15 protein-coding genes are annotated in these 16,789 nt (G+C 55.4%); 14 read left to right on the top strand and 1 reads right to left on the bottom strand.

The features are described from left to right. Positions 1-173 precede the first annotated feature (173 nt). The 7 genes from queA (at position 174) to hisH (ending at position 6,403) form a co-directional block, all read left to right on the top strand. Complete coding sequence (queA, locus tag HQL52_17180) at positions 174-1,214, top strand: tRNA preQ1(34) S-adenosylmethionine ribosyltransferase-isomerase QueA (protein MBF0371185.1); 1,041 nt, start codon at positions 174-176, stop codon at positions 1,212-1,214. Positions 1,215-1,655: 441 nt separating this feature from the next. After that, positions 1,656-2,060 carry a response regulator gene (locus HQL52_17185; GenBank protein MBF0371186.1) on the top strand — a complete coding sequence of 135 codons (405 nt, stop codon included), beginning with the start codon at positions 1,656-1,658 and terminating at the stop codon, positions 2,058-2,060. Between the two features lie 252 nt (positions 2,061-2,312). Continuing rightward, the gene (locus HQL52_17190) at positions 2,313-3,032 is read left to right on the top strand and encodes an acetyltransferase (GenBank protein ID MBF0371187.1); all 720 of its coding nucleotides are present in this window, start codon (positions 2,313-2,315) and stop codon (positions 3,030-3,032) included. Then, positions 3,025-4,077 (top strand): nucleotidyltransferase family protein, encoded by a 1,053-nt coding sequence (locus HQL52_17195; GenBank protein ID MBF0371188.1) that lies wholly within the window; start codon positions 3,025-3,027, stop codon positions 4,075-4,077. Before HQL52_17190 ends, HQL52_17195 begins: the two co-directional genes overlap by 8 nt. Continuing rightward, complete coding sequence (locus HQL52_17200; GenBank protein ID MBF0371189.1) at positions 4,074-4,775, top strand: acylneuraminate cytidylyltransferase family protein; 702 nt, start codon at positions 4,074-4,076, stop codon at positions 4,773-4,775. The genes HQL52_17195 and HQL52_17200 overlap by 4 nt, the downstream gene beginning before the upstream one ends. A 119-nt stretch (positions 4,776-4,894) precedes the next feature. Continuing rightward, the gene (gene hisF, locus HQL52_17205) at positions 4,895-5,653 is read left to right on the top strand and encodes an imidazole glycerol phosphate synthase subunit HisF (GenBank protein MBF0371190.1); all 759 of its coding nucleotides are present in this window, start codon (positions 4,895-4,897) and stop codon (positions 5,651-5,653) included. Positions 5,654-5,758: 105 nt separating this feature from the next. Further along, positions 5,759-6,403, top strand: coding sequence for an imidazole glycerol phosphate synthase subunit HisH (gene hisH, locus HQL52_17210; GenBank protein ID MBF0371191.1), 645 nt, complete (start codon positions 5,759-5,761; stop codon positions 6,401-6,403). A 130-nt stretch (positions 6,404-6,533) separates the two neighbouring features. Here hisH and HQL52_17215 read toward each other — a convergent pair whose 3' ends face one another. Continuing rightward, positions 6,534-7,742: a pyridoxal phosphate-dependent aminotransferase gene (locus HQL52_17215; GenBank protein MBF0371192.1), complete on the bottom strand. Its 1,209-nt coding sequence runs from the start codon at positions 7,740-7,742 to the stop codon at positions 6,534-6,536. A 208-nt stretch (positions 7,743-7,950) separates the two neighbouring features. On the opposite strand from HQL52_17215, the gene HQL52_17220 reads away from it, so the two are divergent. From HQL52_17220 to HQL52_17250, 7 genes are all read left to right on the top strand, one after another. Then, a complete protein-coding gene (locus tag HQL52_17220; protein MBF0371193.1) occupies positions 7,951-8,688 on the top strand; it encodes a glycosyltransferase family 2 protein in 738 nt (245 codons plus the stop codon). A gap of 3 nt (positions 8,689-8,691) precedes the next feature. Further along, a complete protein-coding gene (locus HQL52_17225) occupies positions 8,692-9,174 on the top strand; it encodes a GtrA family protein (protein ID MBF0371194.1) in 483 nt (160 codons plus the stop codon). A gap of 159 nt (positions 9,175-9,333) precedes the next feature. Continuing rightward, the gene (locus HQL52_17230; GenBank protein ID MBF0371195.1) at positions 9,334-10,830 is read left to right on the top strand and encodes a cysteine--tRNA ligase; all 1,497 of its coding nucleotides are present in this window, start codon (positions 9,334-9,336) and stop codon (positions 10,828-10,830) included. Then, complete coding sequence (gene rlmB / locus HQL52_17235; GenBank protein ID MBF0371196.1) at positions 10,830-11,603, top strand: 23S rRNA (guanosine(2251)-2'-O)-methyltransferase RlmB; 774 nt, start codon at positions 10,830-10,832, stop codon at positions 11,601-11,603. The genes HQL52_17230 and rlmB overlap by 1 nt, the downstream gene beginning before the upstream one ends. Positions 11,604-11,909: 306 nt before the next feature. After that, positions 11,910-15,644 (top strand): response regulator, encoded by a 3,735-nt coding sequence (locus tag HQL52_17240; protein ID MBF0371197.1) that lies wholly within the window; start codon positions 11,910-11,912, stop codon positions 15,642-15,644. A 250-nt stretch (positions 15,645-15,894) separates the two neighbouring features. Further along, entirely contained in the window at positions 15,895-16,536 is a 642-nt protein-coding gene (locus HQL52_17245; GenBank protein ID MBF0371198.1) for a tetratricopeptide repeat protein, read from the top strand. After that, positions 16,499-16,741, top strand: a complete 243-nt coding sequence (locus HQL52_17250) for a tetratricopeptide repeat protein (GenBank protein ID MBF0371199.1) — start codon at positions 16,499-16,501, stop codon at positions 16,739-16,741. The genes HQL52_17245 and HQL52_17250 overlap by 38 nt, the downstream gene beginning before the upstream one ends. The last annotated feature ends 48 nt before the right edge of the window (positions 16,742-16,789 follow it).

Here is a 16,789-nt window from a genome sequence, read left to right on the forward strand (position 1 = left end):
TGGCTGGAATGTCTTGACTGATCGGAAATAAATTTCCCTCAGGTGTCATCCATTTTCTACCGGCTGGAGCATTTTTCTCCCTGCTCCAGGCGTTTTCCACGTGGTTCCTTTCTGCTATAAAGCCTCACGCTGTCACATCCTCTCAGCTCCTTTTATCTCCCCTTGGGTTTTTCATGAGCGAAAGCACGCGCTGGCAACTCTCTGATTTTGACTATCACCTGCCCCCGGAGTGCATCGCCCAGGAGCCGGTTGAGCCTCGGGATGTTTCCCGGCTGTTGGTGAGTCGGTCGGAGGGGATCGAGGAGAGTCGGTTTCGGGAGGTGGGGGCGTATCTCAAGCCGGGAGATCTGGTGGTGATCAACGACACCCGGGTGTTGCCCGCCCGGCTGTTGGGAAAAAAACCCACCGGGGGCAGGGTCGAGGTGTTTTTGCTTAAACCTCTGGCGCATTCCGGGGAGTGGGAGGCGTTGATCGGCAGCAACAAGCCGGTCAAATTGGGCCAGGAAATAATCATCGCTGATGGTTTTCGAGTGCGGGTGCTGGAGAGGCTGGATGGGCGGTTTCGGGTGGGGCTCGATGTGGTGGGGGATCCCTTTGACGCCATCCATCAATATGGCCGGATGCCGCTTCCCCCCTATATCCAACAGCAAAATGCCCAACGGGACCAAGAGCGCTATCAAACTGTCTTTGCCAAAGAAACCGGTGCTGTCGCAGCCCCCACCGCCGGGCTCCATTTTACCCCCCAGCTCATGGCAAAACTCCAAGCCCAGGGAGTCCGCTTTGCCCACATCACCCTGCATGTGGGGCTTGGCACCTTTCAACCGGTGCGGGTGGATGATCTTTCCCAACATGTCATGCACCGGGAGTGGTGCCGGGTGAGTGAAGAGACCGCCCGGCAGATTAATTCCACCCGGGAGCAAGGGGGGAAGATCGTCGCTGTTGGAACCACCGTGGCCCGCACCCTGGAATCGGCTGTCGCTGACGATCACACGCTTCAAGCCTGGGAGGGGGAGACCGACCTCTTTATCCTGCCCGGCTACCGCTTTCGTTTGGTGGATGCCCTGATCACCAATTTTCACCTTCCCGGCTCTACCCTGCTGATGTTGGTGGCCGCTTTCATCGGCAAGCCGCGCCTGGACCGGGATTATGCCCACGCCATAAACCAACGCTACCGTTTCTACTCTTATGGGGATGCTTCCCTGCTTTTGCCTTAGCCTGGTTGTAAAATAAATTTTTCAAAATACAGTCATTGGGAACCCTATACCCATCAGGCCTGTCTGAAAGAGTGGATCTTTCGCTTTTCCTTTCAGAGTTGGTCGGTCTTGTTTGAACATGAACAGGTTGTAGTAATGCCATTTTCTTCGGTAGAGATGGGATGTGAAATCAATTCGCAATCTTTTTACAGGCTGCCAACTGCTTGAGAATGGCGTGATCGAACAAAAATCTCAATAAATTTCAATCAATTGATTTGGTCTTCCCCGTGTTACCGTCTTTCCTTCTGATATCCATGTATGTGAATTCCTTTTCAATTTTTTTGTTGACGCACATGCTCTATCATTTACCTACATAAAAACGCTTCCCTCAAAATCATATGAAGGGCGGAGTTTGTCCATCCACTGGTTGAGTGTGGTGTGAAATCCTGTGAGGAGTTGGCAATGAGATGTTTGATCGTTGATGATGAGACCATCAATCTGGAAGTGATGGAAAATCTACTTGCACCCTATGGGACGTGTGTCAAAGCGGAGAATGGGGTTCAAGCGGTCAAAATATTCCAGGAAAGCCTGGAGCAGGGGCAAAAATTTGATCTCATTCTTCTCGATATCCTGATGCCCTTCATGGATGGTCAGGAAACCCTGAAAAAAATTCGCCAGATGGAAAAAAATCACTACGGCACCTCCTTGAATCGCAAGGATTACGCCTTCGTGCTCATGGTCACCAGCCTTATGGAACCCGACCAACTGGTGGAATCCTATATGAATGGTCGCTGCAATGGCTACATCACCAAGCCGGTGGATTCCGACGAAATGATCAAGCGCCTGCAACGCTACCATCTCATTTGATTTTTTTGATCTCTCCACTCCTTTCCTCCTGGTGGGTATCCACCCACTCCCGGGAGGGGGTATCCCTTCCCGATTTTTGTTCCTTCCCGGGTTTCGTTCCTTCCCTGAAAAAATCTTCAAATCGGCAAAAAACGCCCTTTTTGGAGAGAATTGTTTTTCCTGCAAAAAAAAATGTCCTGATAAAACAGTCGAAAATGAGATTCTCTATTGTCGGTATGATTATTGCTTTAGTCTTGTCCAGCAACCCAATAGTTGAATGAACCATGGGGGTTGGTCCATCTGTGTGGCTCTGGGATGGATCCCTGGCAGGAGGGATTTGAGGCGTTGTTTGGAAAAATCATCATGGTGGGGGGTGGAGGGCACGCCCGGGTTTTATGGGAGGTGCTGGTTCGGACCGACCAGACCAAACGGGTGATCGGCTTGATTGATCCCGACCCCCAAGCCGCTGCCAAGGGCTTTCCCAATCTGCCGCTACTGGGAGACGACAACGCCCTGGATCGTTTCGATGGGGCGGAGGTCACTCTCATCAACGGCTTGGGATCAGTGGGAAATTCCCGGGTTCGGGCTGGATTGTTCGAAACACGGGTGGCTCAAGGGTTTCAGTTTGAATCTTTGCTGCATCCCGGGGCCATTCTGGCTAGCAAAATCCAGTCGGGAATGGGATTTCAGCTGATGGCCGGGGCGGTGGTGCAACCCGGATGTGTGGTGGGGCGAAATGTACTCATCAACACCCGGGCGGTGGTGGATCACGACTGCCACGTGGCCGATCATGTCCACGTCGCACCCGGCGCGGTATTGAGTGGTTCAGTGCAGGTGGGTGCGGGGAGTCATATCGGTGCCGGGGCCACTGTGCTCCAAGGAGTTCGAATCGGTCGGCGGGTGATTGTTGGTGCCGGGGCCGTGGTTATCAAGGATATCGCCGACGACATCACCGTCATGGGTGTGCCGGCAAGGAAGATGAAAAATGGATAATTGGCGATCTGTCTGCATGCCGCCCCAGACGCCCCTGATCGAAGCCCTTGGTGTGATGAACAACGGGGCTTTGCAGCTGGGGATTGTGGTGGATTCAAACGACCAACTCCAAGGCCTCGTCACCGATGGCGACGTGCGCCGGGGATTGCTGCAAAAAATTCACATGGAGGCCCCTGTGTCCACTGTCATGAACCGCTCTCCCGTCACCGCCAAAGCCAGTGACTCCCGAGAGCACAATCTAGCCCTCATGCGGGCCATGGAACTGGAGCATATCCCCCTGCTGGATGAATCCGGACGGGTGGTCGGGTTGGAAATGTTGCGGGAGCTTTCCCAGCCAGCCAGCCGGGATAACTGGGTGGTGATCATGGCCGGGGGGCTCGGTACCCGCTTGGCACCCCTCACCCGGGACTGCCCCAAGCCCCTCTTGCGGATCGGCTCCAAGCCTATTCTGGAAGTGATTCTGGAAAATTTTATTCAATATGGTTTTCATCGCTTTTTCTTTTCGGTCAACTACAAAAAACAGATGATCCAGGACCATTTTGGTGACGGCTCCGATTGGGGCGTGAACATCCAATATCTGGAAGAGGCCGCCAAGCTCGGTACCGCCGGTTCCCTGGGGCTTCTGCCCGAGGAGCCCAAACAGCCCTTTTTCGTGATGAACGGCGACCTGCTCACCCGGATCAATTTTTCCCATATTTTGGATTTTCATAAAGAGCGCAAAGCCCGGGCGACGCTGTGTGTTCGTCGGGTGGAGCAGACCATTCCCTATGGGGTGGTGGAGATGGACGATCATCGCCTGCTGGGGATCGAGGAAAAACCGGTGCGGGAATATTTCGTCAACGCCGGAATCTATCTCCTGGATCCCGGGGTACTCTCCCTCATTCCGGCTGGTAACGGCCCCATCGACATGCCCAATCTTTTTCAGCGGGTGATCGATAACGGTGAGATGGCGACCGCCTTTCCCTTTTTGGATTATTGGCTCGATATTGGCCGTATGGGAGATTTTCATCAGGCGTGTAGAGATTATCCGGAGGTGTTCCAATGATCGGCGGCAAAAAGGTGTTGGGGGTGATTCCCGCCCGGGGGGGCTCCAAGGGGGTGCCGAGGAAAAATATTCGGGATCTGGGGGGAAAGCCCCTCATCGCCTGGACCATTGAGGCGGCCAAGGCGTGCCCCCACATCGACCGTTTGGTGCTCTCCTCTGAGGATGAAGAGATCATGGCGGTGGCCAGAGAGTGGGGGTGTGAAGTGCCTTTCCCGCGCCCAAAGGAGCTGGCTGGGGACAACACCCTGGCGATTGATGTGGCGCTGCACCTGCTGGAGTCCCTTCAGGAGCGTTATGAGTTCATGGTGTGGTTGCAGCCCACCTCGCCCTTGCGTTCATCCGAAGATATCACCCGCTGTCTGGAATTATGCCTGGAGGAGGGGGTGCCCGGTTCCATTACGGTGTGTGATGCGGGTAAAAGCCCCTATTGGATGTATGAGGTGGAAGCTTCCGGCAACATGACCCCCATACTCAAACGGGACATTACCGGTCTGCAACGCCAGGATCTCCCCCAGGCCTATACCCTCAACGGTGCGGTGCATGTGGCCCGGGTGGATTATGTGCTCAACAAGCGCAAATTTCCCAACGGCAACTCCAAGGCCTATATCATGCCCCCCAACCGCTCCATCGATATCGATACCGAACTCGACTTCAAAATCGCCGCCCTCCTCAAAGAGGAAGAAGATCAGGTGCGTTAGATTTTAACGATTAAAAAAAAAGAGGAGGGGTTTTGGGGAGGATTCCTCCTCCCCAAGGTCTTTCCTTTGAATTCGCTTTTCATCTTCCCTACCAAACAAACAAAAAAATCAACCAGATCATGAGTAACGTCCGCCTCATCGCCCGCCTGGATGTCAAAGCCCCCAACCTGGTCAAAGGGATCCAGCTGGAAGGGTTGCGCCAGTTGGGGGATCCCCACGCCTTTGCCCGCCGCTATTATGAAGCCGGTATCGATGAAATCCTCTATATGGATATCGTCGCCAGTCTTTACGAGCGCAATAGCATTCTGGATTTGGTGGAACGCACCACCGCCGATGTGTTCGTGCCTCTCACCGTGGGTGGTGGGATTCGCAGTGTGGGGGATGCGGGGCGGGCGCTGCAATCCGGGGCTGATAAAGTCGCCATCAACACCGCAGCCATCAAACGCCCGGAGTTGATCACCGAAACCGCCCAACATTTCGGCTCCCAATGCATGGTGCTCTCCATTGAGGCCAAACGCACCGGGGAAGGTGCCTGGGAGGCCTACTATGACAATGGTCGGGAAAAGACCGGCATCGATGCCATCGGCTGGGCCAAGCGGGGCCAAGAGATGGGCGCGGGGGAAATTCTACTCACTTCGGTGGATCGGGAGGGGATGGCCCGAGGAATGGATGTGGAGCTGATCTCAGCCATCACCCGGCAGGTCTCCATCCCGGTGATTGCTTCTGGGGGGATGGGCAAAATCGAGCATCTGGCGGCGGCGGTCAAAAAAGGCCGGAGCCAGGCTGTCGCCATGGCCCACGTGCTCCACTATGACAAAATCCCCCTCGCAGAGATTCGCAGTCAGGCCCGGGATCGGGGGATCGAGGTGCGGCCATGATTGGGATGAATAAAGAGCCCCGGTTCAATATCAGTGCCTATTACGGTTTCAGCACACATTTCAGCTCCAACGCTCCCAACATCCAGCAGAGCAATCGGTGAGGCCATGGCTCAGGTAACGGTAGTGGATTATGGCGCGGGAAATCTGCTCAGCGTGCGGCGGGCCTTCGAGCATTTTGGGGCGGAGGTGGTGGTGACGGGGGAGGCTGGTCAAATCGCGTCCGCAGAGCGCTTGGTGTTGCCCGGAGTGGGGGCCTTTGGCAAGGGGATGGCGGAGTTGCGGGGGCGGGGATTGGTTCCGGCGATTTTGACCTATGCCAGTGAGGCACGCCCCCTGCTCGGTATCTGTCTCGGCATGCAGATGTTGCTGGATGAAAGCGTTGAGTTCGGCAGCCACTCCGGCTTGGGGTTGATTCCCGGCAAGGTGGTGCCCATTCCTGCACAAGGCCGCGATGGCAAGCCCCACTGTATTCCCCACATCGGCTGGAACGGCTTGGTACACCCTGTCTTGGGTGATCAGGATTGGCAGGGGACGGTGCTGGAGGGCATTGCGCCGGGGAGTCATGCCTATTTTGTTCATTCGTTCATGGCGCTACCCGACCACCCGGCGCATCGTCTGGCGGACTGCATCTACCATGGTTTGGATATCACGGGGGTCATCCGCAAAGGCAACGTCACCGGCTGTCAGTTTCACCCGGAAAAAAGCGGTGAGATCGGTTTGCGGATTATCGAGGGATTTTTGAAGCAGTAGCGTTGATGGATGATCGAGGGGTTTTTGAAGCAGTAGCGTTTGCGGATGATCGAGGGATTTTTGAAGCCGTATCATCAACGGTTTCCGATTCCCAAACAGCAGGAATCGGAAACCGAAGGATTGATTCGACTCAGCCCCCTGCCAGAAGCCGCTTTGCAGCCCGATGAATCCGGGTCATGGCCTCTTCCAGATCTTCCATGGAGGTGGCAAACGAGAGCCTGAAATAGGGGTCGAGACCAAAGGCCACTCCGGGCACGATGGCGACATCATAGTGATCCAGCAGATAGGCGGCCAGATCCAGGGAGCTTTCGATGGTTTGGCCGTCGGCCTTGGTGCCGATCAAACCGGCGATGTTGGGATAGGCGTAGAAGGAGCCTTCCGGTGCGAGGCAGCTGACGCCGGGCATGTCGTTCAAGGCCTTGACCACGAAGGTGCGGCGCTGGTGGAAGGCCTTGAGCATCGGCTTGATGCATTTTTGCGAGCCGGAAAGAGCCGTGGCCGCTCCCCGCTGGGCAAAGGAGGTGGCACAGGAGGTGGATTGGGACTGAATCTTGGTCATCGCCTTGATGACGGGCTGGGGGCCCACTGCAAAACCGATGCGCCAGCCGGTCATGGAGTAGCTTTTGGAGACGCCGTTCAAGATGATCGTCCGCTCCTGAAGCTCCGGCACTGCCTGGACCAGATTGACGAATGGGAGGCCGTCGAAGACGATTTTATCGTAAATATCGTCGGTCACCGCCCAGACATGGGGGTGGCGCAGCAACACCTGACCGATCCCTTCCAGCTCCTCCCGGTGGTAGGTGGCACCGGTTGGATTGGAGGGGGAGTTGATCACCACGAGCTTGGTGCGGGGGGTGATGGCCGCCTCCAGCTCTTCCGGTGTCATCTTGAAGCCGTTTTTTTCCTGGGTGGGGAGGATGACCGGCTTACCCTCGGCGATATGGGTCATGTCCGGATAGGAGACCCAGTAGGGGGCGGGGATGATTACCTCATCGCCGGGATTGACCAGGGCCAGGGCCAGGTTGAAAAAGGCCTGCTTGCCTCCCACCGTAGCGACCACCTGCCCCGGTTCGTAGGCCAAGCCGCACTCACCGTGATATTTACGGATGATGGCGGCCTTCAGTTCCGGTATGCCGTCCACCGGGGTATATTTGGTAAATCCTTCCTTCAGGGCCTCGATGGCGGCTTTTTTGATATGCTTGGGGGTATCGAAGTCCGGCTCACCGGAACCAAGACCGATAACATCGCGGCCCTGGGCGCGCAAAGCTTTGGCTTTGGCGGTGATGGCGAGGGTGGGGGAGGGTTTGACATTTTTCAGACGATCAGACAAAAGAGTCATGGTTGCTTTCCAAAAATTGATCGTGAAGGTAGACACAAAAAAGCGGCGGGAAGTTAGCATGGCTTGCACCAAAGCACAAGATTTGCCCGAAATGTCGATGATGTCCATGGAAAAATAGCCTGAAAATGGATGATAATAGGCCATAACCCCCTAATAACCGACCACCCTATTTATTGACCACACCATGATCTCATCGACCGGCAAACAGATGTTGAAAAAATCAAACACGCCCCAAAAAGCGATCGATCCGGACGCCTATACCCTCTCCATCGTTATCCCCTGCTATAACGAAAAGGAGACCATTCGGGAGTTGATTGATCGCGTCCGGGCGGCTCCGGTGACACGTAAAGAGATCATCGTGGTGGACGATGGTTCCCAGGACGACACCCTGGAGATTTTGAAAAATGAAATCGCCCCCCTGGTGGCCCAGGTGCATTATCATGACCACAACCAGGGTAAAGGGGCGGCGTTACGCACGGGATTTCAGTCGGCCACCGGTGAGATCGTCATCATCCAGGATGCCGACCTGGAGTATGATCCCCAGGAATATCCCCGCTTGATTCGGCCCATTCTCTATCGGGGAGCGGATGTGGTTTACGGCTCCCGCTTTATGGGGGGGGATGCCCATCGGGTGGTCTATTTTTGGCATATGGTGGGCAATCGCCTGCTGACGTTGCTCTCCAATATTTTTTCCAATTTAAACCTCACCGACATGGAAACCTGCTACAAGGTGTTCCGGCGGGAGGTGATCCAGTCGGTGGATATTGAAGAGAAGCGTTTTGGCTTTGAGCCGGAAATCACCTCCAAGCTCGCCAAGCGGGGCTGGGTTTTTTATGAAGTGGGCATCTCCTACTATGGCCGCACCTATGCCGAAGGTAAAAAAATAGGCATTCGGGACGCCATCCGCGCCTTCTACGTCATCATCAAATATGCCCTCTTCAGGTGATCGATGTTGAGTGCTCTGTGGCGGCTGGTGCGGGTTTATCGGACTAATTTTATCCTCTATTTTGGCGTTGGCGGGGTGAGCGCCCTTCTGGAGTGGTCGGTTTTTTGGGTGGGTATCACCTTCACCCCCCACCACTATCTGATCGCAGCCTTCGCTGGCTTTTTGCTGGCTACCGGGTTGAACTATATCCTGTCGGTGCGCTTTGTATTTCGCTCCGGACGCCACACCCCGGGGTATGAATTATGGCTGACCTATCTGGTGAGCGCCCTGGGAGCTGCGGGCAATTTTGCCATTTTGGCCCTCCTCCACGAAGGATTCGACACCCCCTTGCTTCCCGCCAAAATTGCGGCAACGGGATGCGCTTTTCTGTGGAATTTTATCGCCCGGCAGTTTTTGGTATTCCACCAGGATCCCGAGGGGGTGCGGGGTATGAAACACACTCAACCCAAATCCACGCCATCCACCATCCCTACTCTGGAATCCTGATTTTTTTTTTCCGGGGGTGTTTTTTCGGGGTTGGGATCTCAAACCAGACACCATCACTCCAACAGCTCTCACACCATGGATCGTGCTCTCAGGAGTCGGATGGTGATATAGTCTGCCCCCTTTTTATCCACTCACACTCGTTCGAGGCTTGGCAACCCCATGGGAATCGTTCTCTATAATACCGAAAAACGCCGCAAGGAACCCCTGGAGCCCCGGGTTCCAGGCCGGGTGGGCATCTATGTCTGTGGGGTCACGGTTTATGACCACTGCCACATCGGCCACGCCAGGGTGATGGTGGTGTTTGATGTGATCGTGCGACATCTGCGGGCGAGCGGTCTTGAGGTCAAATATGTCCGTAATTTTACTGATATCGACGACAAGATCATCCGCCGGGCCAACGAGCAGGGGATTGGTTGGAAGGCGCTTACCGAAGAATATATCGACGCCTTTCATGAAGAGATGGATGCTCTGGGGGTAGCTCGGGCCGATGTGGAGCCCAAGGCCACGGATCATCTGGATGAGATGACCGATTTGATCGAAAAGCTGGAGGCAAAGGGGTTGGCCTATCCCAGTGGTGGGGATGTGCTCTATTCGGTGGATCGGTTTGAGGGTTATGGCCGCCTCTCCGGCAAAAATCTTGATGATCTCCAGGCGGGCTCCCGGGTGGAGGTGGACCGGGAGAAAAAAAATCCCCTGGATTTTGTCCTCTGGAAGGGGGCCAAGCCCGATGAGCCGAAATGGCCCTCCCCTTGGGGTGAGGGGCGCCCCGGCTGGCACATCGAATGTTCGGCCATGAGCTGTAAATATTTGGGAGAGTCGTTCGATATCCATGGCGGGGGGTTGGATCTGATCTTTCCCCACCACGAAAATGAGATCGCCCAGACCGAAGGGGCCACCGGTCATCACTGGGTGCGCCACTGGATGCATAACGGTTTCGTCAATGTGGTCTCGGAAACCGGTGAAGCTGAAAAAATGTCCAAGAGCCTGGGCAATTTCATGACCATCAAGGATCTGAGAAACAATTTTTCCGGAGAGACCCTGCGGCTCTTTATTCTCAACAGCCACTACCGCTCCCCGTTGGATTTTAGCCAGACCCTGCTCAAAGCGGCCCAATCGGGTCTCAATCGCCTTTATACCGCTCTGCAAGGGGCTAAAGAGGTTTTGGGGAGTCTGCCCGAAGCCCAGCCTGATCTTCAGCAGAGCGACCGGGGAGGCCCTTTCGAGGGGGAGGTGAAGCGTTTTTGGAAAGCGATGGACGATGATTTTAACACCCCCCAGGCGTTGGCGGTGCTTTTTGAGGTGGTGAAGCGTTTGAATCGTTTGATGGCGGATGGACAGGGATCGGAGCATCAAGAGGAACTCCGGGTGGGTGTGGGGGTGTTGCGGGGCTTGGGGATGACCCTGGGCTTGGCCGGGCAGGAGCCGGAAGCGCACTTTACCGGGGGGAGTGATCCGGATGGGGGAGAGGGTTCCGATGACGCCTCCGAGGGGGATGGGGGGCTCTCCAATTCCGATGTTGATGCCTTGGTGGAAGCCCGCAGTGCTGCCCGCAAAGCCCGCAACTGGGCGGAAGGGGATCGTATTCGGGATCAGCTGAAAGAGTTGGGGATTACTGTTTTGGATGGCAAGGATGGCAGCTCTTGGAGGCGTTCCTGATGACTGATGAACCTGGCGTTATTTTTGGTGTGCATCCGGTGATGGCTCTGTTGCAGGACAATCAGCGCCCGGTGGAGTCGGTTTCGGTACAGAAGGGGCTCAAGGGTGGGCGGATGCAGGAGCTGGTGGAGTTGGCCCGGGCGCGGCGGATCAAGCCCCGTTTTGTGGATCGACACACCATCGAGCGCCTCTGCCCCAGGGGAGCGGCCCATCAGGGGGTGGCAGCGCGAGCCGGGGTGCGCAGGCAGCTGGACTGGGCGGGATTGTTGGATCGCATTGATGCGGCTGATGATCCCCTGCTGGTGATTTTGGATGGGGTTTCGGATCCCCACAATCTGGGAGCGGTGATTCGTTCCGCCGAAGCCTTTGGCGCGCTTGCGGTGGTGACCCCCAGGGATCGTAGTGCGCCTCTCTCCGGGGTGGCGGTGAAAGCTTCTGCCGGGGCTGCTGAGCGTCTGGATGTGGTGCGGGTGACCAACCTGGCCCGGGCCATGGAAAAGTTGCGGGATCGGGGAATGACTCTTTTGGGGTTTGCCGGGGAGGGAGAGACTTCTCTGGATCAAGCCGACATGAAAGGCTCGGTCGCACTGGTCATGGGGGGGGAGGGGAAGGGGCTGCGCCGGCTCACCCGGGATAAGTGCGACGCCTTGATCGCCATTCCACTGACCGGTATCACCTCTTCCCTCAATGTTTCCGTCGCTACGGGTATTGCTCTCTATGAAGCGGGGCGGCAGAGGGGAGGTTTTGACTCAACAAAACCATCATCTGGATAGCCACTCTTTGCCGTTGCTGAATGAATCTTCTCTACACTTTAATCAATAGACCGTTTTTTTAAAGCTGAATATTTTTTTAACGCTGTCGGAAGCATGCTTCAGCAATAAATGGCTCATCCGGCACCTGTTTTTTTCAGAGTCATTTGCAGCCATTTCAGTAAACGTTTCCTGATCTTTTTGTTGTTCACTACCTGCCAGCTCTTTTCAACTCCGGGATCGCTGTCAGAAAAAATCACCCACATTTCTGAAAAAAATGGTACCATCCTTCCTCACTTGTTCACCAGGAAAAGAGGGCCGGGTGAGGGAATGACGGCGGCAAACGATACTCTGACGGAAGATGTCGGGATTTTGTTGATTGATGACGATCCCGATGTGGAAGTGCTTCTGCGACGGATGGTACGGGGGGAGGCAGGATGGAGACTCCACTTTCTCAGCGACCCCTCACGCGCCCTGGATAAGGCTCAGGAAATACGCCCTGCCGTTATTCTCCTGGATTTGACCATGCCGGGTTATGATGGCCTGGAAATTCTCTCCCGTTTTCGCGGCCATCCCGCTACCCGCGCCATCCCGGTTATCATTCTTTCCGCCACCCGTGAGCCTCAAACCAAAGCCCGAGCCTTTGCCCTGGGGGCCAACGACTATCTGACCAAATTTCCCGATAAGGTAGAGATGGTGGCCCGCCTTCACCATCATACCGCCAGCCACCGTGACCGTCTGCGTCGCCTGCGGGCCGAAGAAGCCTTGATGGAGACCCTGGGGGAGTTGAAAGAGCGGGATAAGCGGCTCCAGCTATCCCAAGGGGAGCTGGTCAAGCTCAACCGGGTGTTGCAATCCCGGGCGGTCTGCTCCAGGGCCATTCACCAGGCTTCCGATGAACAAAACCTTCTGAATGAAGCGTGCCGATTGATGGTGGCCAACGGTTTTTGCTTGAGCTGGATCGGTTATGCCCGGGAGGATATCGATAAAAAGGTCGAGCCTGTCGCCCAGTATGGCTATGAGTCGGGCTATCTGGATCAACTCAATATCACCTGGGGGGAGGGGGCGTTGGGGCAGGGGCCTACGGGTCGGGCCATTCGTACCGGGGAGCCTGCCATCTGTCGCCACATTCCCACCGATCCCGATTTTGCCCCCTGGCGGGAAGAAGCCCTCAAACGGGGGTTTGCCGCCTCCATCGCCCTGCCTCTGAAAAAAGGGGATGAGGTGTTCGGGGCCTGTAACATCTATGCCGCTGATCCCGACTCCTTCCAGGGTGAAGAGGTTACCCTGCTCGTGGAGCTGGCAAGGGATCTGGCCAACGGCATCCTCTCTCTGCGTGATCGGCAACGCAGACGGGTAGCGGAAAAGGCTCTGGAAGCTTCGGAAAAGCGCTACCGGCTTCTCATGGAATCAGCCATTGATGCGATCTTTGTAGCCGATCCCGATACGGGGATTATTCTCGATGCCAATCGTGCTGCCGGGGAGTTGATGGGCCGACCGGTGAGGGATCTCATCGGCCTCCACCAAAGCGATCTCCATCCCCCGGAGCAGCGGGAGCGCTACCAGGAAATTTTTCAGCAGGATATTGCAGGCCAAAGACGCTGTCTGGAGGATCTCTTCGTCGTTCGCCAGGATGGCCGCCAGGTGCCGGTGGAAATTCGTGGCTCCCTCACCGATCTGGGGGAAAAAAAGCTTATTCAAGGCATTTTTCGGGATATTACTGAACGCAAGCGGGCCGATGAGCGTAACCAGCGGATTCATCAATCCAAAACCACCGTCAACGCCCTGCTCCAGACCGCCATGGAGCCCCTTTCTCTGAAGGAGCAGCTGGATCGGGCCTTGGATCTGATCCTCACCGTCCCCTGGCTATCGGTACAGTCCCGGGGGGCGATTTTTTTGCTGAATGAGGAAAAAAATCAACTGGAGCTGGAGGTCCAGAGAAGTCTTAATCAAAATCTGATTGCCCAATGTGCCTTTGTGCCCCTGGGCCATTGCCACTGCGGCCAAGCGGCTCTGACCAAAAAGCTCACTTTTTCCAATCATTTGGACAAGCTTCATGCCGTGCATTATCCCGGTATCAAGGACCATGGCCACTACTGCGTGCCCATCCTCTCCCACGATCGGCTGTTGGGTGTCCTCAACCTCTATATCGAGGCGGGCCATGTGCATCATCCGGAAGAAGAAGAGTTTCTCACCGCCATCGCCAACACTCTGGCCGGGGTGATTGAACGCCAGCAGACTTTTTCAGACCTTCAGGAGTGGAAAAGCCGCTACGATGCTGCCACCAAATCGAGCGAGTCGATTCTCTACGAATGGAATGCCCAGACCAATCACTGTCTTTATGGTGGAGATATCGAAGGTACTTTGGGTTTTCACGAGGAAGAGTTGGCAGGGGACATCAGTAAGTGGATCGCGTTGATTCATCCGGAGGATCAGGCTGGGTTTAACAGCGCCATCCAGCGGCTGCTACAAACCCGAAAACCGGAAATTCTTGAATATCGGGTGCGCACCTCCGAAGGGATTTATATCCATATGGAGGATAAGGGCCGTTTTTATATGGATGCCCAGGGGGAAATCACCAGCATGGTTGGTTTCTTGACCGACATCACTGAGCGCAAGCTTTTTGAGGAGGCGTTGCAGGGGGCCAAGGAGGCAGCGGAAGCGGCCAACCAAGCCAAATCCTACTTTTTGGCCAACGTCAGCCACGAAATTCGCACACCCCTGAACGCGATCGTCGGTTTTTCTCAGATTATACTGAAAAACCAGGAAAAAATCCCCCGGCAGTTTCGGCAATATCTCCAAAATATTCTCACCAGTGGCGAAAACCTGGCGGAAATCATCAGCAATGTGCTGGATCTTTCCAAAATCGAAGCGGGCAAGCTGACCGTGGAGGTGGAGGATATCGATCTGCCCCTGTTGGTTCAGAGCCTGTTCCACGTTAACAAGGCCCAGGCTGCGGCGAAAGGGGTGCAGCTGCGCTATCAGCTGGCCACAGCCCTGCCCCGGTTTGTCCGTTCCGACCGCACCAAGATCAACCAAATCCTGATGAACCTCGTCGGCAATGCCATTAAATTTACCCCCCGGGACATGATTGTGGAGTTGGCCGCCTGTCGGGAAGGATCAAATTTGGTATTTCGAGTGAGTGATCAGGGGGTCGGCATTCCCCAGGCCAAGCTTTCGCATATTTTTGAGCCTTTTGAACAGGTGGACAGCTCTCCTACCCGGGGGTTTGGTGGCACGGGGTTGGGGCTCTCCATCGTCAAGGCGCTGGCAACCGTGTTGAAAGGTTCAGTCGCTGTGGAGAGTGAAGTGGGCAAGGGCAGTCGTTTTACGGTCCATCTGCCCCTCATCCTGGGCTCTGGAAAAGAGGCCCAAAGCAAACAGAGCTGGGAGGCGACCCATTTTTCCCGGGAGAGTCGGATATTATTGGTGGAAGATAACCGGATGAGCCAGGAGATGATGCAGGCGAGTCTGGAAGAGGTCGGCCTCACAGCCAAGGTGGCGGTGAATGGTGCCCAAGGGGTGGAAAAGGCCCGAGCCTTCCAGCCGGACCTGATTTTGATGGATCTGCACATGCCGGTGATGGATGGTATTTCAGCTGCCATCCAGATCAAGGAAGATCCCACCACCGCGCACATTCCCATTATCGGCCTTTCGGCAGACGCCCTGGTGGAACAGCGGCAGAAGGCTCGGGAGGGGGGGATGTCTGAATTTTTAACCAAACCGGTGGATCTGCCGGATCTTTTTGCCCTGCTCAATCGTTATCTGGGAGCACCTGAGGATTCGGCTGATGTCGGGGGGAGGGGAAAACCTTTGGCCAGCGATCCCCCGCTCTCCGAGGCCAGCAAACAAGCGGTCTACAGCGGCCTGCGGGAAATAGCCGCCATGCCGGTTTTTGCCTCAGCCCGCATCATCAGCCACTGTGATATCCTGCTCAACCTGTGTGAAGGGTATGACACTCCCCTGTCGATTCCCCTCAATCAAATCCGGGATGCGGTCTTTTCCCGTAACTCCGAGGCGATCTCCAGTATCATTCGGGAAGCCCTGGCTGATACCCCCAATTGAGCCCTCGTTTTTTTACGTCTGAAGTCGCTCAATTTTTTAGTCGTTTTCGGTTGGTGGCAGGGGGGGAGCTTGTTCGAAAGGGAATATCACCAAAATGGCGTTGGGAGATGTCACTGACGGCGCTCCTTTGTGATCCCCCTTTTGAAATCATTAAAGTGACTTTTAAGGCGTGACTGATGGATGAAAAGTATGATTTTTCAGATCTATATGTTCATTCCAGCCTTTTGGGCCATCCGGGTGTTTTTCCCTCATGACCCGATCATTGTCCTCCTCTCCCAAACCGACCCCAGTTTACCCTCAAACCCCAGTGGACAAGGGTGAACTGGGCCGTTATTTTGCGGCAGCCCATCAAGCCCATCAGGCCGGTCGATTGCAGGAGGCTGAGGCGGGATATCGTCGACTGCTTGCCCATCTGCCCACCCATGCCGATAGCCTGCATCTCCTGGGCATGGTGTTCCACCAGCAGGGAGACCACACCCAAGCCCTGGAGTGGATCCAGCGGGCGATAAGCCTCAAAAAAGATGGGCGTTATTTCGGTAATCTGGGGATGGTGCTGCTGAAACTCGGTCAACTGGGTTCTGCTGAGGCTGCGCTGGGTGAGGCGCTTCAGATGAATCCTGACTTTGTGGAAGCCCACTTCAGGTTGGGTTTGGTGCTGCAAAACCAAAAGCGTCTTCCCCAGGCCGAAGCTGCTTTTCGTCGTGCCATCGAAATCAAGCCCAGCTTTCATCCTGCCCTGATGAACCTGGGTCAGCTGTTGCTGGAGAGAGGGGATGTAGCCCGTGCAGCAGAGGCTTTCGAACAGGTCACCCGCCTGCGACTGGATTTGGCCAGTGCCCACTGCAACCTGGGGCTTGCGTTCTATACATTTACAGAAGAGAGATCAAGCTGAGAGTGCTTTTCGACAGGCACTCTCCCTGAAGCCCCATTTTGCTCAGGCCCACAATAATTTGGGTCTTCTGCTGAAAAACCGTGATGCTGGCGATGCAGCCGAAGCCGCTTTTCGTGCAGCCATCGCCCACCGTTCCAACTATCCCGAAGCCTGGGTCAATTTGGGTAATCTTTTGGGTAACTATTCAGCACCCTGCCGCAAATAAGACTTGACAGCCTTTTTGGTCTGAAAATGTTTTACTGACTTCGTAGAG

This window comes from Magnetococcales bacterium, from assembly GCA_015232395.1.
GTDB lineage: Bacteria > Pseudomonadota > Magnetococcia > Magnetococcales > JADFZT01 > JADFZT01.